Source organism: Streptomyces sp. SCL15-4 (assembly GCF_033366695.1).
In the GTDB taxonomy this organism is placed as follows: Bacteria; Actinomycetota; Actinomycetes; order Streptomycetales; family Streptomycetaceae; genus Streptomyces.
The window spans coordinates 7,329,786-7,350,541 of the sequence record NZ_JAOBTQ010000001.1 but is presented as its reverse complement, the minus strand read 5'-3'; the positions used below and the strand labels follow the sequence as shown (position 1 = coordinate 7,350,541).

Annotated in this window: 20 protein-coding genes; 11 read left to right on the top strand and 9 right to left on the bottom strand. The window is 74.4% G+C overall.

Annotated elements, in window-relative coordinates; all coding sequences use genetic code 11:
• Positions 1–16: 16 nt before the first annotated feature.
• Both SCK26_RS33155 and SCK26_RS33150 read right to left on the bottom strand, forming a co-directional pair.
• Positions 17–1,975, bottom strand: coding sequence for a sigma-70 family RNA polymerase sigma factor (locus SCK26_RS33155; protein ID WP_318205042.1), 1,959 nt, complete (start codon positions 1,973–1,975; stop codon positions 17–19).
• Positions 1,976–2,153: 178 nt separating this feature from the next.
• Positions 2,154–2,555, bottom strand: coding sequence for a helix-turn-helix domain-containing protein (locus SCK26_RS33150; RefSeq protein ID WP_318205041.1), 402 nt, complete (start codon positions 2,553–2,555; stop codon positions 2,154–2,156).
• A gap of 106 nt (positions 2,556–2,661) precedes the next feature.
• Here SCK26_RS33150 and SCK26_RS33145 point away from each other — a divergent pair, with 106 nt between their 5' ends.
• From SCK26_RS33145 to SCK26_RS33135, 3 genes are all read left to right on the top strand, one after another.
• A complete protein-coding gene (locus tag SCK26_RS33145; protein WP_318205040.1) occupies positions 2,662–3,528 on the top strand; it encodes an alpha/beta hydrolase in 867 nt (288 codons plus the stop codon).
• Between the two features lie 112 nt (positions 3,529–3,640).
• Positions 3,641–4,714, top strand: a complete 1,074-nt coding sequence (locus SCK26_RS33140; RefSeq protein ID WP_318205039.1) for an NAD(+)/NADH kinase — start codon at positions 3,641–3,643, stop codon at positions 4,712–4,714.
• Positions 4,715–4,909: 195 nt separating this feature from the next.
• Positions 4,910–5,410 carry a peptidylprolyl isomerase gene (locus SCK26_RS33135; RefSeq protein ID WP_318205038.1) on the top strand — a complete coding sequence of 167 codons (501 nt, stop codon included), beginning with the start codon at positions 4,910–4,912 and terminating at the stop codon, positions 5,408–5,410.
• A 79-nt stretch (positions 5,411–5,489) separates the two neighbouring features.
• Here SCK26_RS33135 and SCK26_RS33130 read toward each other — a convergent pair whose 3' ends face one another.
• Positions 5,490–6,269: a thioesterase II family protein gene (locus tag SCK26_RS33130; protein ID WP_318205037.1), complete on the bottom strand. Its 780-nt coding sequence runs from the start codon at positions 6,267–6,269 to the stop codon at positions 5,490–5,492.
• Positions 6,270–6,432: 163 nt separating this feature from the next.
• Here SCK26_RS33130 and SCK26_RS33125 point away from each other — a divergent pair, with 163 nt between their 5' ends.
• Genes SCK26_RS33125 through SCK26_RS33115 form a run of 3 tightly spaced genes read left to right on the top strand, consistent with a single transcriptional unit; the run spans position 6,433 to position 9,289 of the window.
• Entirely contained in the window at positions 6,433–7,086 is a 654-nt protein-coding gene (locus tag SCK26_RS33125) for a transcriptional regulator (protein WP_318205036.1), read from the top strand.
• Between the two features lie 14 nt (positions 7,087–7,100).
• A complete protein-coding gene (locus tag SCK26_RS33120; RefSeq protein WP_318205035.1) occupies positions 7,101–8,270 on the top strand; it encodes an alanine racemase in 1,170 nt (389 codons plus the stop codon).
• A gap of 50 nt (positions 8,271–8,320) precedes the next feature.
• Positions 8,321–9,289 carry a threo-3-hydroxy-L-aspartate ammonia-lyase gene (locus tag SCK26_RS33115; protein WP_318205034.1) on the top strand — a complete coding sequence of 323 codons (969 nt, stop codon included), beginning with the start codon at positions 8,321–8,323 and terminating at the stop codon, positions 9,287–9,289.
• A 78-nt stretch (positions 9,290–9,367) separates the two neighbouring features.
• Here the strand turns inward: SCK26_RS33115 and SCK26_RS33110 are convergent, their stop codons facing one another.
• Positions 9,368–10,105 (bottom strand): dienelactone hydrolase family protein, encoded by a 738-nt coding sequence (locus tag SCK26_RS33110; RefSeq protein ID WP_318205033.1) that lies wholly within the window; start codon positions 10,103–10,105, stop codon positions 9,368–9,370.
• A gap of 126 nt (positions 10,106–10,231) precedes the next feature.
• Positions 10,232–10,375 (bottom strand): hypothetical protein, encoded by a 144-nt coding sequence (locus tag SCK26_RS33105; protein ID WP_318205032.1) that lies wholly within the window; start codon positions 10,373–10,375, stop codon positions 10,232–10,234.
• 230 nt (positions 10,376–10,605) lie between these two features.
• On the opposite strand from SCK26_RS33105, the gene SCK26_RS33100 reads away from it, so the two are divergent.
• The gene (locus tag SCK26_RS33100; RefSeq protein ID WP_318205031.1) at positions 10,606–11,340 is read left to right on the top strand and encodes a dienelactone hydrolase family protein; all 735 of its coding nucleotides are present in this window, start codon (positions 10,606–10,608) and stop codon (positions 11,338–11,340) included.
• 56 nt (positions 11,341–11,396) lie between these two features.
• On the opposite strand, the gene SCK26_RS33095 is transcribed toward SCK26_RS33100, so the two are convergent.
• The 3 genes from SCK26_RS33095 to SCK26_RS33085 all read right to left on the bottom strand — a co-directional run bounded on the left by SCK26_RS33095 (position 11,397) and on the right by SCK26_RS33085 (position 14,406).
• Positions 11,397–11,903: an NUDIX hydrolase gene (locus tag SCK26_RS33095; protein WP_318205030.1), complete on the bottom strand. Its 507-nt coding sequence runs from the start codon at positions 11,901–11,903 to the stop codon at positions 11,397–11,399.
• 404 nt (positions 11,904–12,307) lie between these two features.
• Positions 12,308–13,405, bottom strand: coding sequence for an enoyl-CoA hydratase/isomerase family protein (locus SCK26_RS33090; protein WP_318205029.1), 1,098 nt, complete (start codon positions 13,403–13,405; stop codon positions 12,308–12,310).
• A 230-nt stretch (positions 13,406–13,635) separates the two neighbouring features.
• Entirely contained in the window at positions 13,636–14,406 is a 771-nt protein-coding gene (locus SCK26_RS33085) for a class I SAM-dependent methyltransferase (protein ID WP_318205028.1), read from the bottom strand.
• 332 nt (positions 14,407–14,738) lie between these two features.
• On the opposite strand from SCK26_RS33085, the gene SCK26_RS33080 reads away from it, so the two are divergent.
• From SCK26_RS33080 to SCK26_RS33065, 4 genes are read left to right on the top strand one after another with little or no spacing between them, the layout of a single operon-like run.
• Positions 14,739–15,077: an antibiotic biosynthesis monooxygenase family protein gene (locus SCK26_RS33080; RefSeq protein WP_318205027.1), complete on the top strand. Its 339-nt coding sequence runs from the start codon at positions 14,739–14,741 to the stop codon at positions 15,075–15,077.
• Positions 15,074–15,961, top strand: a complete 888-nt coding sequence (locus tag SCK26_RS33075; RefSeq protein WP_318205026.1) for an NAD(P)-dependent oxidoreductase — start codon at positions 15,074–15,076, stop codon at positions 15,959–15,961. The genes SCK26_RS33080 and SCK26_RS33075 overlap by 4 nt, the downstream gene beginning before the upstream one ends.
• Positions 15,958–17,007, top strand: coding sequence for an amidohydrolase family protein (locus SCK26_RS33070; RefSeq protein ID WP_318205025.1), 1,050 nt, complete (start codon positions 15,958–15,960; stop codon positions 17,005–17,007). The genes SCK26_RS33075 and SCK26_RS33070 overlap by 4 nt, the downstream gene beginning before the upstream one ends.
• Positions 17,004–18,248 carry a cytochrome P450 gene (locus tag SCK26_RS33065; RefSeq protein ID WP_318205024.1) on the top strand — a complete coding sequence of 415 codons (1,245 nt, stop codon included), beginning with the start codon at positions 17,004–17,006 and terminating at the stop codon, positions 18,246–18,248. The genes SCK26_RS33070 and SCK26_RS33065 overlap by 4 nt, the downstream gene beginning before the upstream one ends.
• A gap of 148 nt (positions 18,249–18,396) precedes the next feature.
• Here SCK26_RS33065 and SCK26_RS33060 read toward each other — a convergent pair whose 3' ends face one another.
• Positions 18,397–20,478, bottom strand: coding sequence for a SpoIIE family protein phosphatase (locus SCK26_RS33060; RefSeq protein WP_318205023.1), 2,082 nt, complete (start codon positions 20,476–20,478; stop codon positions 18,397–18,399).
• Positions 20,479–20,756: the final 278 nt, after the last annotated feature.

The following is a 20,756-nucleotide window of genomic DNA, read 5'->3' as shown; positions in this document are numbered from 1 at the left end:
GGGGCGGGCCGGCTGCTCAGAGCTTCGCGCCGAAGTCCTGGGTCCACCAGGGGCCGCCCGAGCCGTTGTGGACGCCTACGCCGATGTTCCTGAACGAGCAGTTGAGGATGTTGGCGCGGTGGCCGGGGCTGTTCATCCAGGAGTCCATCACCGCCTGCGGACTCTGCTGGCCGCGGGCTATGTTCTCGCCGTAGGTGGACCAGCGGTAGCCGGCGGCGGTGACGCGCTCGCCGGGGCCGGCGCCGTCCGGGTTCGCGTGGTCGAAGAAGCCGCGCGCGGCCATGTCGTCGGAGTGTCCCTGGGCGGCGCGCTCCAGCTGCGGGTCCTCGGTGACCGGTCCGCACCCGGCGGCGGCCCGCTCCTTGTTCACCAGCGCGACCACCTGCGCCACGGTGCCGGCGGGCGCCGGCCGTGCCTGCGGTGTCGTCGGGGTGGCGCGGGGGGCCGGGGGTGCGGGCGGCTGGGCCTTCGGGGTGCCGGTCCTGCGCGGGGGACGGGGGCTTTTGGCGGGGCTCGGCTTCTTCGTCTTCTGCTTCTCCGGCCGCGAGGGGGACGGCGACGGGGAGGCCGAGGGCGGCGCCGGGGTCCGGACGGGGCCGGACGCGGAGAGGTCCGCCACGGGGGCGTCGGCGGTGGGCGCGGCGGCCGTCCGTTCGGGCTCGGGTTCGGAGCCGGTGCCGAGGTACCACAGGCCGCCGCCCGCCACGCAGACCGCGACCACGGCGCCACCGACGGCCCGGCGCCGGCCGCGCCGCCGACGCCGTGCCTCGTCGCGCGCGGTCGCACGCCGCCGGGAGGCCCGTACGCCGACGGAGCCGGCCGGCTCGCCGCCGACTCGGCCGGCTCCCGGGCGGGAACCACCACCCGGCCCGGCGAAGCCCGCCTGCCCCGCGCCCGGCCCGGCGAGACCCGTAAGCTCCGCGTCCGGCCCGGCGAAGCCCATACGCCCACCGTCCGGCCCGGCAGAACCCGCCTGCGTCCCGCCCGGCCCGGCAACACCCGCATGCGCCGCGTCCGGCCCGCCGAAGCCCGCATCGGACCCGGCAACACCCGCATGCACGACGTCCGGCCCAGGCAACCCCGCCTGCCCCGCGTCCGCCCCGGCGAAGCCCGTGTGCGGGGTCGCGAAGCCCGTGTGCGATGTCGCGGAGGCCGAGTGGGCGGTCAGGTGGAGGCCGGGTGTCACGGCGGAGCGGATCGTGGCGAGCAGGGTGGAGGACGCCGCGACGAGCGCGAGCCCGGCGAGCAGGCCCTCGGCCGGGAGCAGGCCGCTCCACAGGCCGCCGCAGCGCGCGCAGTCGCGGGCGTGCCGGGCTATGCGCTTGCGCCAGAGGGCGGAGGGCAGGCCGTCCCAGGAGGCCAGCACCGCGCGCAGTTCCACGCAAGCCGGCCCGGTGTCGAGCGCGCGGACCACCACGCGGGCCGACTCCAGCCGCGCCTTCATCCGCTGCACCCGTACCGCCGTGTGCTGCGGCGGCACGCCGAGGGCGGAGGCGACCTCGGCGCGGGTCAGTTCGCCGGCGCACTCCAGCCACCACAGCGAGAGCACCTCGCGGTCGTCCGGCTCCAGCCAGCGCGTGGCGCGCGCGGTCTCCTGGCGCTGGCCGGACAACTGGAGCCGGACGATGGTCAGGTCGACGAAGTCGGCGCCCGGGTCGGCGACATCGGCGGCCTCCTCCACGGCACCCGGGGCGAGTTGGCGGTCCCGCCAGTGCGCGCGGACCCGGTTCATCGCGATGGCCACCAGCCAGGAGCGGAAGTTCTCCGGGGTGCGCAGGTCGCCGAGTGAGCCGAGGGCCCGGAGCATGGTCTCCTGGACCACGTCGTCGACGTCGACCGACCCGTTCAGGGCGCGCCCCACGATGTTGTACACCAACGGGAGGAAAGCGCCGACCAAGGCGTCCTGGGCCGCCGGATCTCCCGCTCGGGCGGCGTCCACCAGTGCCGCCGTGTCCACCGTGTGCTGTGTCCTCATCAGAGCTTTCCTGTCCTCGGCGCCGAACGATGTGCGTCACCTGGGAGACCGTCCGGTGCGGCGCCGATAACAGTTTCGGATGACAGTTCTTCGGAGAATCGTTCGAAGGGAGGCTCACAGAGGCGGTGCGCCGGCCGCAAGGAGGGAGATCACACCGGGCGGCCCGGGGCGTCGCCGCTCACGGCTGTGCCTGCCGGTCGCTCCGTTCGTTGGCCCGGTCGACCTCGGCCATGTGCTCCTCGGCCCAGTCCCGTACGGCGGCGAGAACGGTGTCGAGCGACAGGCCGAGCGCGGTGAGCCGGTAGTACACGCCGGGCGGTACGGACGGCTCCACCCGGCGCTCGGCCAGGCCGTCGCGGACCAGGTTCCGCAGGGTCACCGAGAGCATCTTCTGCGAGACGCCCGGCATCCGGCGCAGCAGTTCGGCGAAGCGCACCTCTCCCGGCGCGGCCTGTGCCAGCACCTTCACCGCCATCGACGTCCACTTGGTGCCGATCCGGTCCAGCAGCCGGCGGGTCGGGCACGCGGGGTCGAACAGGTCGCCGCGCACGGCGGACGCGTCCTTGGCCTGGGAAGTCACCTGTAGCTCACCAACTGACGGGAAAGTGCGGTCTGTTGGCGCCGACCCTAGTTACCTAGCGTTCCCTTGTCACCATTGGTTACTCAAAGATGGCGAGGGATCGCTCATGACTGTCACCTCCGTGCCCGGTGTGCGGCTGCGCCGGGTCACCGTCGACGGGACCGGACTCAACGTCGCCACGGCCGGCACGGGCCCGGCGGTGCTGCTGCTGCACGGCTTCCCGCACACCTGGCGGCTGTGGAGCGAGGTCATCGCACCGCTGGCCCGCCGCTACCGGGTGATCGCGCCGGATCTGCGCGGGTTCGGCGACAGCGACCGGCCGGCGGACGGGTACGACGCCGGAACGCTCGCCGCCGACGCGGCGGGCCTGCTGGAGGCGCTGGACGCGGGCCCGGCGGCCGTGGTCGGCATCGACCTCGGCACCCCGCCCGCGTTCCTGCTGGCCATGCGGCGGCCCGGCCTGGTACGGCGGCTGGTGCTGATGGAGTCCCTGCTGGGCGATCTGCCGGGCGCCGAGGAGTTCCTCGCGGCCGGGCCGCCGTGGTGGTTCGGGTTCCACGCGGCGCCCGGGCTGGCGGAGTCGGTGCTGACGGGACACGAGGAGGCGTACGTCGACTGGTTCCTGGAGCGCGGCACGCTGGGCCGGGGCGTACGGCCGGACGTGCGCGCCGCGTTCGTCCGTGCCTACACCGGCGGCGGCGCGCTGCGCGCGGCGTTCGGCCCCTACCGGGCGCTGCCCGCCGGTGCCCGGCAGATCCGGGAGGCGGTGGCGGGCGCCCGCCTCACCGTGCCCGTCCTCACCATCGGCGCCCACCCGGTGGGCCGCTCGCTGGAACGGCAACTGCGGCCGTACGCCGACCGGTTGACGGGCCGGGTGATCCCGGACTGCGGCCACATCATCCCGCTGCACCGGCCGGACGCGCTGCTGGCCCTGCTGGAGCCGTTCCTCGCGGCGGACGCCGGCCGGGAATGACGGGTTCCGCCCACGCGGACGCGATGCGGCGGCGTGGCGCGCACGTCGCCGGTGCCGTCCGCGGCGAGGATGACGCCGGGCAGGAAACCGGCTGGGAGGCGGGTGTGCGGGTATGACGGTGAACCGTGTCGGCCTGGTCGTGCACGGCGGACGCGCCGAGGCGGTGGACGCCGCGCGGGAGGTGCGCGCGTGGTGCGCCGAGCACGGGGTGGGGTGCGCGGACATCGACGTGTGGCGGGACGGCGCGCGGCGCAGCGCCCGCGAGGAGCTGGCCGACGCGGGCGATCCGGACCTCGTCGTCACCCTGGGCGGTGACGGCACGTTCCTGCGCGGTGCCCGGCTCGCGGCCGAGAACGACGCCCTGGTGCTCGGTGTCGACCTGGGCCGGGTCGGCTTCCTGACGGAGGTGCCCGCCCCGGCGGTACGGACCGCGCTGGACGCCGTACGGGAGGACCGGATCCACGTGGAGAGCCGGATGCTGCTCACGCTGCGCGCGTCCTGCCGGCTTCAGGTGCCGGCGCAGATGGAGGCGCTGCTGGCGTACGGGCGCGGCCCGCTGCTGCCGCCGCCCCCGGTGCGCACGGAGTGCGAGTCGGGCGGGGACTGGGGGGTGGCCCTGGACGTGACCGCGCTGAACGACGTGGTGCTGGAGAAGCTGTCCCGGGATCGGCAGGTGTCGGTCGGGGTGTATCTGGCGGGCCGGCTGCTGGCCTCGTACTCGGCGGACGCGCTGCTGGTGGCCACGCCCACGGGATCGACGGCGTACAGCTTCGCCGCCGGCGGCCCGGTGGTCTCGCCCCGCGCGGAGGGCCTGGTGTTCACGCCGGTCGCGCCGCACATGGTGTTCAACCGGTCGGTGGTGGCCGCGCCGGACGAGCCGATCGCGCTGCGGGTGCTCCAGCGGTCGGGACGGGCCGCGGTCAGCATCGACGGCCAGCTGCGCGGGGTGCTCGACCCCGGGGACTGGATCGGGGTGTACGCCGCTCCGCGCCGGCTGCGGGCGGTGCGGCTGGGTCCGACGGACTTCTACGGCCGGCTGCGCGAGCGGATGAACCTGACCGACGCACCGGCCGCGCTCGCCGACGGCGTGGCCGCCCCGCTGTGGCCGGTGACCACGCCGCCGCCGGGCGATCTGGCCCATCTCGCGCTGCCCCCGGCGCCCGGCGACGGGTCCCGGCCGTCCTGACGCCGGGGCCTCGCCATGACCCGGATGGCCGTTCGAGGCCCGGGGCGGCGCAGCGTCGTACGCGTGCCCTGTGGTCGTATATTCCATGGTGATCTCGGGCCGTCGGACCGGCGTGCCCGTCGGTCGCACCGGAGAACGGCCGGCCGGGCCGTACCTGTAGCGTGGGCGAGTCCCACCGGAATGAGGAGATTTTTGATGTCGACAGTCGAGCTGAACACCAGCGCCGGCCGGATCGTGCTGGAGCTGAACGACGCCGAGGCGCCCAAGACGGTCGAGAACTTCCTGGCGTATGTGCGCAGCGGCCACTACGACGGCACGATTTTCCACCGGGTGATCAACGGCTTCATGGTCCAGGGCGGCGGTTTCACGCCGGACATGCGGCAGAAGCCCACCCAGGCGCCGATCCAGAACGAGGCCGACAACGGCCTGAAGAACGACAACTACACCGTGGCGATGGCGCGGACGAACGACCCGCACTCGGCGACGGCCCAGTTCTTCATCAACGTTTCGGACAACGCGTTCCTCAACTACTCCTCGAAGACCCCGAACGGCTGGGGCTACGCCGTGTTCGGGCGGGTCGTCGAGGGCCAGAACGTCGTCGACGCGATCAAGGCCGTGAAGACGGGCAACTACCAGGGCCACCAGGACGTCCCCAAGGAGCAGGTGGTCATCGAGTCCGCCAAGATCCTGGGCTGACACCTTCCGGGCGGCACCGTCTCGACCGGTGCCGCCCGTGCCGTGTTCCCGGCCGGTGCCGCGGTTCCCGTCCCCGGGTTCAGACCGCCGCGCCGGTGCCGGGCCCGAACCGCCGCAGCGCGGCCCGGACGCGGTCGAGGACGGCCTGCTGCTCGGCGACCAGGTAGAAGTGGCCTCCGGGGTGGACGTGGAACTCGAAGGGGCCGTCGGTCTCCTTTTCCCAGGTCCGGGCCTCGTCCGGGGTCACCCGCGGATCGGCGTCGCCCGTCAGGACGACGAGGGGGCAGCCGAGCGGTGGTCCGGGGACGGGCCGGTAGGTCCCTACGGCGTGGTAGTCGGCCCGTAGCGCGGGCAGGACCAGCTGGAGCAGGTCCTCGTCCTTCAGGACGGCGGAGTCGGTGCCGTCCAGCCGCATGACCTCCTCGATCAGCCGGGCGTCGTCGCCCAGGTGGACGGTCTCGGTCCGCTCGGCGGACGGGCCGCGGCGGCCGGAGAGGAAGAGCACCGCGGGGGGCCGGCCCGCGTTCTCCAGCAGCCGGGCCAGCTCGAATCCGACCAGGGCGCCCATGCTGTGCCCGAACAGCGCGAGCGGTGTTTCGTCCCGCTCGTCCAGCGCGTGGAACACCCCTTGGGCGAGTTCCTGGAGCGAGCGCGCGAAGGGTTCCGCGGCGCGGTCCTGGCGGCCGGGGTACTGCGCGGCGCGCACGTCCACCGCGGGCGACAGCGCCCGGGAGACGGGGAAGTAGAAGCTCGCGGAGCCGCCGGCGTGCGGCAGGCAGATCAGCCGCGGCGCACCCGGGTCCGGTTCGTGGAAGCGGCGCAGCCACTTCGGATGCCCCGCGCTGGACCGGTCTGCCATGAATCCCCCTCGTCGGTCTGTGCCGTGCGCGGAACGCGCTGGTACGGAGGGTAGTTGACGCCCGGCGGCGGTGCGGGCCGGATCACCTGGACAGCGGCGGACCGCACGATTTAGACTCCGCGTCCAGAAGTGGATCGCGTGTCGAGGCCGGTGGGGAGGCCGCGTGGAGCAGCGGGCGGACGCCGGGCACGGGGACGGCGCGGACGAGCACCTCCTGAGGGAGGCGGAGAAGATCGCCGTCGCGCTGGGCCGCATGTTCCCCGGCCTGTGCGAGGTCGTGCTGCACGATCTGCGCGATCCGGACCACGCCGTCCGCGCCATCGAGAACAACCTCTCCGGCCGCCGGGTCGGCGACCCCGCCACGGAGCTGGGCCTCGCCCGCGTCGCCGACCCGGACTACCCCGGCGTCGTACAGAACTACCCCAACCGGTTTCCCGACGGCCGCCCGGCCAAGAGCACGTCCATCGGCATCAAGAACGCGGCGGGCGAGTACGTCGCCGCGCTGTGCCTGAACCTCGACGTGTCCGTCCTGTCCCCGGTCACCCTGGCCCTGTCGAACCTCGTGGCCACGGACGGCGCGCACCGCGAGCGGCCCCTGGAGACCCTGCGGGACCGCACCGCGCGCGAGCTGCGGGAGGCGGTGGAGGCCCGCGCCGCCGAACGCGGCGCCACCCCGCGCTCGCTGAGCCGGGAGGAGAAGAAGGCGCTCGTACGGCAGTTGCAGCACGACGGCTACTTCGCCTCGCGCGACGCCGCGCAGGCCATCGCGGACCTGCTCGGCGTGTCCCGGGCGACGGTCTACAACTACGCGAAGTGAGGGGCCACCCGCCCATGAGCACCGCCTTCTCCCCTGCCGCCGCCCGGACCCTGGCCGACCCCGACACCCCGTTCGCCGTCGTGGACGCGCACCGGTCCCGGCGCAACATCGCCCGGCTGCGGGCCCGGGCGGACCGCCTCGGAGTCGCCCTGCGCCCCCATGTGAAGACGGCGAAGAGCCTGGACGCCGCCGCCCTCCTGCACGACGGCGCGCCCGGCCCGCTCACCGTCTCCACCCTCGCCGAGGCCGAGGCGTTCGCCGGTGCGGGCTACCGCGACCTCACCTACGCCGTCGGCATCGAACCGCGCAAACTCCCGCGCGTCACCGCCCTGGTGCGCCGTGGCGTCACCCTGCGCGTCCTGCTGGACAGCACCGAGCAGGCGCGGTTCGTCGCCGGGGCGGCCCGGGAGGCCGGCGTGGCCCTGCCGGCGCTGATCGAGATCGACTGCGACGGCCACCGCGGCGGCCTCAGGCCCGACGCCCCCGGGCTGACCGGAATCGGCCGGATCCTGCACGAGGCGGGCTGCCTGGACGGCGTGCTGACGCACGCGGGCGAGTCGTACTCCGCCTTCACCACCGAGGAGCGGCGCGCGGCGGCGCGGAACGAACGCGACGCGGCGGTCACGGCGGCACGGCGGCTGCGCGCGGCGGGCCTGCCGGTGCGCACCGTCAGCGTGGGCTCCACGCCCACCGCGCACGCCGCCGAGGACCTCACCGGGGTCACCGAACTGCGCGCCGGGAACTACGTGTTCTTCGATCTGGTGATGGCGGGCCTCGGTGTCTGCGCGCCGGCCGACCTCGCCCTGTCGGTCGTGGTCACCGTCATCGGGCACCGCCCGGAGTACGGCTGGATCGTGACCGACGGCGGATGGATGGCCCTCTCCCGCGACCGCGGCACCGCCGCCCAGCCGCAGGACCAGGGCTACGGCCTGGTCACCGACCTGTCCGGCACCCTGATCCCGGGCCTGGTCATGACCGCCGCCAGCCAGGAGCACGGCACGCTGACCGCCCGGGACGGCGCCGCCCTGCCCGAGCTGCCCATCGGCACCCGGCTGCGCGTCCTGCCCAACCACGCCTGCGCCACGGCGGCCCAGCACCACGGCTACCACGTCGTCGACAGCTCCCGTGGCACGACGGCGTGTCCCGCGGTCGAGGCGTACTGGCCCCGCGTCCGCGGCTGGTGACCGTCCCGCCCCGCTTTCCCGACCCGTCCCGTCGCCCGAAGGACCCGCCCATGCCCACCGCACCGTCCGTCACGTTCGCCGACGTCCGCGAGGCCGCCGCCCGCCTCCGGGGCATCGCGCACCGCACGCCCGTCCTCACCTCCCGCACCCTGAACTCCCTGGTCGGCGCCGAGGTGTTCATCAAGGCGGAGAACTTCCAGCGGATCGGTGCCTTCAAGTTCCGCGGCGCCTACAACGCCGCCGCCCAACTGTCTCCGGAGCAGCTGGCGAAGGGCATCGCCGCCTACTCCTCCGGCAACCACGCCCAGGCCACCGCGCTGGCCGCCCGCGAACTGGGCACGCGCGCCGTCATCCTGATGCCCGAGGACGCGCCCCGCTCCAAGCGGGAGGCGACCGCCGGGTACGGAGCGGAGATCGTCACCTACGACCGCTACACCGAGGACCGCGTCGCGCTCGGCCACGCCCTGGCCGAGGACCGCGGTCTGACCCTGATCCCGCCCTACGACCATCCGCACGTGATCGCCGGCCAGGGCACCGCCGCACTGGAACTGCTGGAGGAGACCGGCCCGTTGGACGCCCTGGTGGTGCCGGTGGGCGGCGGCGGCCTCATCGCCGGCAGCGCCACCGCCGCCACCGCGCTGCACCCCGGCATCCGGGTCGTCGGCGTCGAACCGGAGGGAAGCGACGACACCAGGCGCTCCCTGGAGGCCGGTGCGCGCGTCACCGTCCCGGTGCCCCGCACCATCGCCGACGGGCAGGCACTGCCCACCCCCGGCGAACTCACCTTCCCCGTCAACCAGCGCCTGGTCGACTCGATCGCCCTGGTCAGTGACACGGAGATCGTCACCGCGATGCGGTTCGCCTTCGAACGCCTGAAGATCGTCCTGGAGCCGAGCGGCGCCACACCGCTGGCCGCGCTGCTGGCCGGACGCGTCGGCGCCCTCCCGCGCCGGATCGGTGTCATCGCCTCCGGCGGCAACATCGACGCCGACCGCTTCACCGCCCTCGTCGGCGGCTGAACCGCCGGATGCCCGCGGGCCGGGCCGTCGGCCGGTGTGCGACGCCGGCCAGGCCTGGCGCCGGCGTGTTCGCCCGGGTCATGCCTCCAGGGCCTCCGTCACGGGCAGGCACTCGGCGAGCAGGCCGACGACGTCGCGCCAGGCTCGCCGCGCGTGCCGTGGGTGGTAGCCGACGCCGGGCACCGTGGGGTGGTCGACCGGCGGGTGGTGGAAGGCGTGCAGGGCGCCGCCGTAGACCGCGAGGCGCCAGTCGACGCCCGCGGCCTGCATCTCGGCGGTGAACGCGTCCCGTTGCCCGGGCGGCATGATCGGGTCTTCCGAGCCGACCCCGGCCCACACCGGGCAGCGAATGCGCGCCGCCTCGCCCGGCCGGCCCGTGGTGGTCGCGTTGACTGTCCCGATCGCGCGCAGGTCGACGCCGTCCCGCCCGAGTTCCAGCGCGATGGCGCCCCCGGTGCCGTAGCCGATGGCGGCGATCCGGTCGGGGTCGGTCCGCGGTTCGGCGCGCAACACGTCGAGCGCCGCGTGGCCGATGCCCCGCATCCGGTCGGGATCGTCGAGCAGCGGCAGGCAACGGGCCAGCATCTCCTCGGGGTCACCGAGATAGCGCCCGCCGTGCAGGTCGAAGGCCAGCGCTACGTATCCGAGTTCGGCGAGAGCGTCGGCCCGGCGGCGCTCGACGTCGCTGAGCCCCATGCCCTCCGGTCCGAGCAGCACCGCCGGCCGGCGGTCGACACCGGCAGGGAGCGCGAGGTGCCCGGTCATCGTCAAACCGTCGGCCGGGTACTCGACCGTGCGCGTCGTAATCGTCGTCATGGGACTGGACTGTAGTGATCGCCGAGCCCGGTCCGGCCGGTGTTCTGCCGCCGGCAGAAGGGCACGGGTGTCCCTCTGAGAACGGGACGGGCCCGGCGCTCAGGGCTCAGGGCTCAGGGCTCAGGATCAGTCCATCGCCTCGGCATACGCGACGACGTCGCTCTCCGGCTCCGGCAGGTCCCTCCCGGTCAGCGGGAGTCCGTCGTACGCGACCCGAGGTCCGTGCACGGCGTCGGCAGCGATGCGGAACAGCCCCACGGCCCGGCTCATCTAGGCCGTGACGGCGGCTGGCATCGGCTTCGTCCGGTGGGCTAGGTTGTGGAGCCATGACTACCGGGACGGCATCGCGCCACACACGGATCGGTGACCCGGTGCTCCTCTGAGCGCCGTACGGGCCGATGCCGGCCCGCTGTTGGACCGGAGATCCCGCGCCGCCGCGCGGGCTCCGCCTCCGTCGTGTTGATCACAGGCTCGACACATCAACCACGACAGGAGAGTTCATGCCCACCAAGACGCTGCGGATTCCCACCGCCGACGGCCGGGCCGACGCGTTCGCCGCTTTCCCCGAGGATGGCGGACGGCACCCGGGAGTACTGATGTACCCGGACGGCTTCGGAATCCGGCCCGTCCTGCGGGAGATGGCCCGCGAACTGGCCGGGCACGGGTACTACGTGCTCGTCCCCAACCTCTTCTACCGGCACGGCCCGGCACCGGTGATCGAACTTCCCGGGCACATCGGAGAAGAGGTCCGGCCCGCGGTCTTCGCCCAGCTGATGCCCATGATCGAGGCGCACACCACAGAACGTGCCCTGAGCGACGCCGACGCCTACCTCGGGTTCCTCACCGCTCAGCCCGAGGTCGGCGCCGGACCGGTCGCGGTGACCGGCTACTGCATCGGCGGCCTGCTGGCGACGCGCACCGCCGCGGCCCACCCCGGCCGGGTGGCGGCCCTCGCCGCGTTCCACGGCCCGGTGGGAGCCGACGGACCCGACGGCCTTTCCGGGCTCACCGCCGAGGTCCACTTCGGCCACGCCGAGAGCGACTTGACGCCCGAGGCCCTCGGCGAGCTGAACCAGGCCCTGGACGCGGCGGGTGTCGGCTACACCTCCGAGATCTACCCGGGCACCGTCCACGGCTTCACCATGGCCGACACCGATGCCTTCGACCCCGCCGCACTGCGGCTTCACTGGGACCGCCTGCTGCCCCTCCTCCGCCGCGCCCTGACCACGAGCTGACGATCCGGACCGGAGGCCAGGCCCGGCCGGCCTCCGTTCCGGGACCGGGCCGCTCCTCACCTCTCCTCCCAGTCCCAGGTGTCGAAGTACCCGGCCACACCGGTACGGCGCGCCTGGGCCACGGCCGCCAGCCGGGCGAAGTCCCGGTCCGGCATCAACGGACGCCACTCGGCCAGGGACAGCACGCGCACCTCGTCGTGCTCGTCCGGGTCGAGGGTGATGCCCCGGATCTCCGCCTCGCCGAGGCGGCCCCCGTCGAAGACCAGGCCCATGCTGCTGTACGGCCACTCGTCGCCGGGCAGGCCGTAGACCGCGGCCAGCAGCCGGGGCGGGCCGGTGACCGTGATGCCGGTCTCCTCACGGCACTCCCGCACGGCCGTCTCCCACGGCCGCTCGCCGGGTTCCATCGTGCCGCCGGCCATCTGCCACGGGTGCGCGGGACTGTACGGGGCGTGCAGCTGGACGGGCCGGTCCTGCTCGTCGGTGAAGTGCACGCAGGCGAACCCGGTCGCCTTCATGAGCTGCTCGGCGTACTCCTCGGGCGGCAGCCAGACGCGGGTCACGGCGTCACCCGCCCGGGACCGAAGGCGCGGGAGGTGACCAGGTGTGCGCCGAGGGGCTTGTGGATCACGTGCGTGAGGGTCCTTCCGGGGCGGTGCCGTTCGGCGGGTGCGGAGCGTCGTACACCCGGTACAACGCCGGCGGACGCCGGGCGGCACGCGCAACACGCGGGCTTCCGCCACCGGTTGGGGAGGACGGTGGCCCCACCACCGGAGTTCCCGGTGGCGGGGTGCGGGGTGCGGGCGTGGGTGTCCTCTTCGGCCGGCTGTCCCTCGCGGGCGTGGCGGAGCGGCGGTGGCGGACCGTCTCGCGGGGCCGCCCTCGTCCGCCGGCGTGACCCGGGCGGCGCGGACGGCTCCGCGTGGCCTGGTCCACCGTCCGGCGCGCGTTCTCGGGTCATGGCGGCTCAGCGCGGGTCCGGTACGGCTCCGTCCCCGCCGAGTCCCAGTTCGCGGTCGCCGAGCGGGGCGAAGAAGCGTTCCACGGCGGTGTCGCCGACCTCGGCGAGGCTCGCCGGGGACCAGCGCGGCGCGCGGTCCTTGTCGATGATCTGAGCCCGGATGCCCTCGACCAGGTCGGGGCTGCTCAGGGCGGCGCAGGAGACGCGGTACTCCTGGTCGAGGACCCGCTCCAGCGAGCCGAGGCGCCGGGCGCGGCGGATGGCGGCCAGGGTGACCTTGAGCGAGGTGGGCGACTTGGCGAGCAGGGTCTCGGCCGCCTCCTTCGCCTCCGGACCGCCGTGGGCGGACAGCCGCCCGACGATCTCCTCGACCGTGCCGGCGGCGTAGCAGTCGTCGATCCAGTCCCGCCGGCCGGCCAACAGCCCCTGGGGCGCGGGCCGTTCGTGGCGGGCCACGGCGTCGGTCACGGGCCGGGCGGCGAGGTCGGCCACGAAGGAGCCGAGGGCCTCGGACGGGATGTAGTGGTCGGCGAGCCCGCACAGCAGTGCGTCCCCGGCGCCGATCTGGGCGCCCGTCAGCGCGAGGTGGGTGCCCAGTTCGCCGGGGGCGCGGCCGAGCAGATGGGTGCCGCCGACGTCGGGGACGAAACCGATGCCGGTCTCGGGCATGGCGATCCGCGAGCGTTCGGTGACGACACGGACAGCGCCGTGCGCGGAGACGCCGACCCCGCCGCCCATCACGATGCCGTCCATCACGGCGACGTAGGGCTTGGGGTAGCGGGCGATGCGGGCGTTGAGGTGGTACTCGTCGCGCCAGAACGCGGCGGAGGCGGTGCCGTCGCCGTCGCGGGCGTCGTCGTGGACGGCGCGGATGTCGCCGCCCGCGCACAAGCCGCGCTCCCCCGCGCCGGTGAGGACGACGGTCTCCACGGCCGGGTCGTGCTCCCACGCGGTCAGGGCCTCGTCGATCCGGCGGACCATGACGTGGTTCAGGGCGTTGAGGGCCCGGGGCCGGTTGAGCGTGAGGTACGCGGCCCGTCCCCGCGTGCGCAGCAGGACGGGTGCGGCGGTGTCGTGCGCGTCGCTCCGCGCGCTGCCGGTCATCCGGACGCCTCCGTCCGGCCACGGTCCACGGTGACACGCATGATCTCGTCGCTTCCTTCCGGGTCGGGTGCGCCCACGGTCGCGAACGATCTTCTCAGTGCGGCGCCCGGCGCGGTGACGGCAGCCCCCCGTCTCGTGCGGGGCGCGCGGCAGCTCGCCGAACCGGCGGCTGGCGAAGCGGACCGACCGCCGTGTCGGCCGGCGCCCTCCGTCCGCGGCCTGGTGTCCCGTCAGTCGCGGGCGGCGGCCCCGTCCGTCCCCGCTCGGTCCGGTGCCGGTCGCAGTACGAGGCAGACGAAACCGAAGCTGTCGCGGTAGGCGCGCAGCCACTCGTCGCGGTGGGCCGTGGCCGTCTCCAGTGCCTCGCGGCTGTCCGGGTGGCCGGGGTGGTCCAGCGCCCAGGAGGCCAGCGCGCCCGTCCAGGCCCACTCGTAGTCGTCCAGTTCCCGGCGTGTGCTGACGTGTCCGTGGACCGGTGTCCAGCCGTCCGCGACGACCCGGTCCAGGGTGGCCGGCAGGTCGTCGAGATCGCCGAGCAGGGCGACGGCCTCGGCCGACGGCTCGCGCTCCCAGAACCCCTCCCCGACCAGGACGCGTCCGCCGGGCGCGAGGTGCCGGCGGGCCGCCGCCAGGGTGGACGGCAGGCCGCCGAACGCGTGCGTCGCCCCCACGCACAGTACGAGGTCGAAGGCGTCCGGGGCGGTGAATCGGGCGGCGTCCCCGGTGTGGAGGACCAGGCGGTCCTGGACGCCGAGCCGGTGTGCGGCCCGGCGCGCGTCCGCCAGCGCGCGCTCGGAGAGGTCGACGCCCTCGGCGCGCAGGCGCGGACGCGCGGTCAGGGCCCGCAGGAGCCACTCCCCGCCGCCGCAGCCGAGGTCGAGCACGCGGCCGTCGCCGGGCGGCAGGGCCCGCTCCAGCAGCCCGCGCACCGCGTCGTCGTCGAGCGGCGCGGCTATCGGATGATCCGCGTGAGCGCGCCGGGACATCTCCTCACGATCCACCGGCGGAGCCTGACACGGCCGGTGCCGCACGCGCACCCGGTTTTCCCGCCCCGCCTGCCCGGCACCCGGAGGCGGCCCCGCCGGGTCCCGGAGCCGGGCCGGCGGACACTCGAAAGGGTCACGCGGCGAGCCCCCGCGGCACCCCGGCCGACGCCCTCCGCCGACGCCCCGGCCGCCGGGCCCCGGACATCGCTCCCACTCACCCGAACCGACCAATGACGCAGCGTGCACCCCTTGTCCCCACTGGGCCCCGCCTCGTTCGGAGTTGCGGCCGTACGGGCGACATGAGTCCGTGGGTGTCGTGTCCCACCGGATCTCACTCAGGAGGAGACATGGGCACCAACCACCAGGGCCGAACGGCCGACAAGCTGGGCGTCGTCTTCGCGGTCCGCGTCATCGAGGGCCGCGAGCAGGGCTTCCTGGATCTGTACGAACAGCTCCGGATGTCCGTGGCCGGCACCCCCGGTCACATCGTGGAACGGCTCGGCCGACCCGCCGACGACTCCCGTCAGTGGGTGATCACCAGCGAGTGGCAGTCGGCCGAGCGGTTCTTCGCCTGGCAGCAGAGCGAGGAACACCGCGAGCTGGTCGCGCCGTTGCGCGAGTTCGTCGACCAGCGGCAGTCGCTGCGCTACCGGGTCATCAAGGAGACGAGGGGGGTGACGTCGTGACGCGCACCGCCCACGGCCCCGTCGCCGTACTCGGTCTCGGCGCGATGGGCGCCGGACTGGCCCACCGCCTGCTCGACCAGGGCATACAGGTCCGGGTCTGGAACCGTACGCCGGACCGCGCCGCACCGCTCGCCCGGGCCGGCGCGCACCTCGCCGCGCACCCGGCCGAGGCCGTCGCCGGGACGAGCGCCGCCATCTGCGTCGTCGCCGACGGCCAGGCGCTCGGCACCGTACTGCGCGGACCGGACGGCGCGCTGGCCCACGGCCCCTACCCGGGCACGCTGCTGTGCGCCAGCACCGTCGCTCCCGAGGAGGTCGTCCAGATCGCCGGGGACCTGCCCGCCGCGCTGGACGTGGGCATGCTCGGCAACCGCGACCACGCCCGCGACGGGGAACTCCGGTTGTTCGTCGGCGGCACGGAGGAGGCCTTCGAGGCGGCCCGCCCGCTGCTGGACGCGCTGGGCAAGGACGTCGTCCATCTGGGCGCGCTCGGTTCCGGCATGCGGATGAAACTGCTCCTCAACCTGCTGATGGGCATCGAGGTGCAGGCGCTGGCCGAGGCCACCGAGCTGGCGGAGGCCTTCGGACTGGACCGGCAGCAGGTCCTGAAGACCGTCGCGGGCAGCGGTTTCGCCTCGCCGGTCATGGCGTTCAAGTCGCGGCGGCTGGCGGCGGGCCGCTTCGACGAGCCGGACTTCCGGCTGCGGCTGATGGCGAAAGACCTCATGCTCGCTACCAAGCAGGCGGCAGCCGCCGGCCTGAGCCTGCCGCTGGCGACCGCCGCGGCGGAGACCCACGTCCGCGCCACCGAGCAGGGACTGGGCGACCAGGACTGTGCCGCGATCACCCGCGCACTGAGACCGAAACCGGGAACCGACACGTGATCATCGACATCCACGGGCACCTGTCCCCACCGGAAGCCGCCCAGCGCTTCCCCATGCCCCCGAGCCTGACCGACGTGGACGGCATGCTCGCCGCCCGCGCCGAGGCCGGCATCGACCTGACCATCATCGGCAGCCCGGTCGGGGCCGGGGCGATGGCGCGGGTGCCGGGCGTGGACAACTACGCGCAGCCACGTGACCGGCTGCGCGCCTTCCACGCCTGGATGTCGGGCCTGATCCGCCGGTTCCCGGACCAGTTGCGCGGTTACGTGTACGCCAACCCGTTCGGGGACGACGATCACCTGGAAGGGGTGCGGGAGACGCTGGCGGACCCCGCCTTCGTGGGCCTGATCACCACCTCCAGCGTCCACGGGGAGCTGCTCGGCTCGCCCCGTGCCGACGCGTTCTTCGCGCTGGCCGCGGAGGCGGGGGTGCCGGTCCTGGTGCACGCGCCGGCGGAGCCGGCCGGCACCGAGCGGGTCGGGCAGACCGGGTTCGTGGAGCAGATCGGCCGCTTCGGCGACGTCACCCTGGGCATGGCGATGATCGCGTTCGCGGGGTGGCTGGACAAGTATCCCGGTCTGCGGTTGATCGGCGCGACCGGCGGCGGCGCGATCGCGCTGCTGCCGGAGCGCCTGCAGACCGCGGCGCGCCCCCGGCACTGGGCCGGGGGCGCGCCTCCCGCCGGCCGGCCGCGAGCCCCCCGAGCCCCCGGCGGCGCCACCGCTACACCGGATACGCCCGGCGCGCGCCAAGCACCCACCGCTCCCCCGGCCTCCGCCTCCGCCCTCCCCCCGTCCCCCGACCCGGCCGCCGCCCTGCGCCGCATGTACGTCGACACCAGCCCGTTCAGCACGGCGCATCTGAGTCTGAACGCGGAGGTGCTGGGCCCGGAACGGATGCTGTTCGGCACCGACTCGCCGCCGATGGCCGCGCCGTTGGAGGACTTCGTCCGCATGATCGAGAAGCTTCCGCTCGACAAGGCGTCCCAGCAGCTCATCCTCGGCGGAAACGCCCAAGCCGTCTTCGACCTCAGGAGCCGTCCGTGACCACCACGCAGGAGGCCGTCGCCGCGGCCGAGCGCTGCACCCCCGGGTTCCGCCGCGACCCGCACGCCGTCTACGCCCGGCTGCGCGCGCAGGCGCCGGTCTGCGCCGTGAGACCGCCGCACGGCAACGAGACGTATCTGATCACCCGGTACGAGGACGCCCGGGCCGCGCTGTCGGACCCGCGGCTGAGCAAGGACATGTACGGGGCGATGGACGCCTACCGGAGGATCTTCGGCGACTCCTCCATCGCGCTGGACGACAACATGCTCAACTCCGACGCGCCCAAGCACACCCGGCTGCGCAGGCTGGTCAACTCGGCTTTCACGCCGCGGCGGGTGCAGGCGCTGCGGCCGCGCATCGAGGAGGTCGTCCGCGAGCTGCTCGACGCGTGTCCGGCCCGGGAACCCGTCGACCTGCTGCCGGTGTTCGCGTTCCCGCTGCCGATCATCGTGATCTGCGATCTGCTCGGCGTGCCGGCCGAGGACCGGTCGAGGATGCAGCGGCTGTCCACCACGGTGGCGCAGACCGGGTTCGGCGAGGAGTTCAAGCGGGCCCAGCAGCGGGCGGAGGAGGAGCTGCACGCGTACTTCACCGAGCTGATCGCCGCCAAGCGGGACCGCCCGGGTGACGACCTGCTGAGCGCGCTCATCGCGGTGCGGGACGGCGAGGACGGCTCGCTCACCCAGAACGAGCTGATCTCCACCGCCTTCCTGCTGATGTTCGCCGGGCACAAGACGACCGCGTACCTGATCGGCAACGCCGTGCACCATCTGCTGACGCAGCCCGCGCAGCTGGCCGCCGTACGGGAGAACCCGGAGCTGATCCGCGCGGCGGTCGAGGAACTGGTGCGCTACGACGGCTCGGTGGAGACCGCGACGTTCCGCTACGCGACCGAGGACGTGGAGTACGGCGGGACCCTGATCCCCAAGGGTGCCCTGGTGCAGATCGCGCTCAGCTCGGCCAACCGCGACCCGGAGAAGTTCGACTCCCCGGACGAGCTGAACGTGACCCGGCCGGGCAACGCGCAGGACGCCCATCTGGGCTTCGGGCACGGCAGCCACTACTGCCTGGGCGCACCGCTGGCCCGGCTGGAGACCCAGCTGGCCCTGACGCTGCTGTTCGACCGGTTCCCCAGGATGGCCCTGGCCGACCCGGCCGCCGGGCCACGGTGGCTGGAGGTGCCGTTCCCGGCCTTCCGCGGCCTGGCGGAACTCCCGGTCGTCCTGGACCCCGCCGGATAGGCGCGTCGGGGCCCGGGCGGCCAACGCGCGTACTCCGGCGACCCGGGCTCCGACGAACCGGCGTACCTCACCATGTCGACGCGCGGGTTCCTCGCCGCCGTGGCCGTCCTTGCCGTCCCGGCCGTGCCCACCCGGCCGGGCCGGGGTCTCAGCCGGGCCCGAGGGGCAGCGCGCGGGCGATGAGGAGGGCGACGTCGTCGTGGTCGGCCGGGTCCCGCAGCAGGCGCAGCAGCCGGTCGCAGGTCTCCTCCGTGGACCGGTCCGGCGGCTCCAGCAGGCGCAGCAGCGCCTCCAGGCGCTCGTCGATGGGGTCGTCGCGGGTCTCCACCAGCCCGTCGGTGTACAGCACGAGGCGGTCGCCGGGCCTCAGGTCGACGGTGGTGGTCTCGAAGGGCACCCCGCCGACCCCGAGCGGGGTGCCGGTGGGCAGGTCCAGCAGCCGCGGCCGCTCGCCGGTGCGCACCAGGGCCGGGGGCAGATGGCCGGCGGACGCCATGTGCAGCCGGGCGTGGTGGGGGTCGTAGACGGCGTACAGGCAGGTGGCGATGTAGGGGTCCAGCTCGCGGGTGATCTTGTCGAGGTGGGTGAGGATGCGGGCCGGTTCGAGGTCGAGGTCGGCGAGGGTGGCGGTCGCGGTGCGCAGCCGGCCCATGGTGGTGGCGGCCGGGATGCCGCTGCCCATGACGTCGCCCACGGCCAGGGCGGTGCGGTCGCCGTCGAGCGGGATCACGTCGTACCAGTCGCCGCCGACCTCGTCGCGGGCCTGCGCGGGGCGGTAGCGGACGGCGACCTCCAGGCCGGGGCGGCGGGGCGGGGGCTGCGGCAGGAGGCTGCGCTGGAGGGTCTCGGCGGCGCTGCGGATGTGCTGGTGCAGGACCGCGTTGTCGATGCTCAGCGCGGCGGAGGAGGCCAGTTCGCAGGCGAGGGTGAGGTCGTCCTCGTCGAACGGCAGCGGGTTGCGTGCCCGGGCCAGGCCCATGACGCCGAGGATCTTCTCCCGGGCGATGAGCGGGACGGCCATGTCGGTGTGGACGCCGGCCCGGGCGAGCAGGTCGGCGGCCTCGGAGTCGGCGGCGATGCGGGAGTGGTCGCCGCCGCGCACATGGGTGATCAGCAGGGGCCGGCGGGTGCGGAGGCACTGCGACGCGGGGTGGTCGGCGTGGTACGTGGTGAGCCGTCCGGGCGGCACCATGGCCCGGCCGGCGTCGGTGGGGTAGGCGGTCTTCACCGCCACGGCGCGGAACAGCGCGGGGCCCTCGCCCGGGTCGGTACGGCCCGTCTGCAGGACCGAGTCGAGGAGGTCCACGGCGACCATGTCGGCGAGGCCGGGCACCAGGACGTCGGCCAGTTCCCGCGCGGTGCGCTCCACCTCCAGGGTGGTGCCGATCCGGGCCGAGCCGTCGGCGATCAGGCGCAGCCGCCGCTGGGCCTCGTCGGCCTTCTTGGCCGCCCGGTAGCGATCGGTGACGTCGACCACCACGTTGGCGATGCCGAGGACCCGGCCGCGGTGGTCCTCCAGCCGGTAGACGGACACCGCCCAGGCGTGGTCCTCCTCGGGGTCGGCGGACGTACGGCCCACCACCTGCTGCTCCACCAGGGGGGTGCCGGTCTCCAGGACGCCCCGCATCAGGGCCTCGGCGCCCTCGAAGGTCGGGTCGGACAGGATCTCGCGGAATCCGCGGCCGACGTGGTCGGCCTCGGCGACGCCGTGCATGGCGGCGAGGGCGGGGTTGACGGCCAGGTAGCGCAGGTCGGTGTCCAGGACGGCCAGCCCGATCGGCGCCTGGCTGACCAGCCGGTTGGACAGGGCCAGTTTGCGTTCCATCTGGCGCAGGGCGACTCGGTCGACGGCCAGCCCGAGGGCGTAGTGGTCCCCGAGGCTGTCCGTCAGCCGGACGTTGCGGAACTCGACCATCCGGATGGTGCCGTCCTTGTGCCGGACGGGGAAGGCGCCGGCCCAGCGCCGGCCGGTCTCCATGACCCGGGCGAACAGGGTGATCGCCGCGTCCTGGTGTTCGGGCTGGAGGAGCAGCGGTGCGGCGTACTGTCCGACCGCCTCGCCGCGGGTGTAGCCGAAGAGTTCCTCGGCCTGGGGGCTCCACATGTCGATCTTGCCGTCGGCCTCCAGCAGCACCGCGGCGACGCCCAGCAGGTCCAGCAGTCCGCTGGGGTCGGCCGCGGCGCCCGCCAGATGGTCGGCCGGCTCCGGACGCCGTGTGTCTCGTCTCATCGAACCGCGCTCCTTCCCTCGGCCGGCGCCACCGGTACCGCCGGCGCGGCCGGCTCGCCCCGCGGGTCGGGCGAGCCGGTCTTCCCTGCAGATCACCAGCCCCCTCCACGATGCGGCACGGGGCCGGAGACGGCCACGGCGGCGGGCCGGGACGGGCGCCGTGGCGCGGGGTACGGCCCGTACTCCCCTGCTACCCCGGCATGCCGCCGGCGCTCCGGCCCGGGCCGTCCGCTCCGGGCCCGGACAGGGGGCGACAAGCCGGCCGAAGCCCGGCTGAT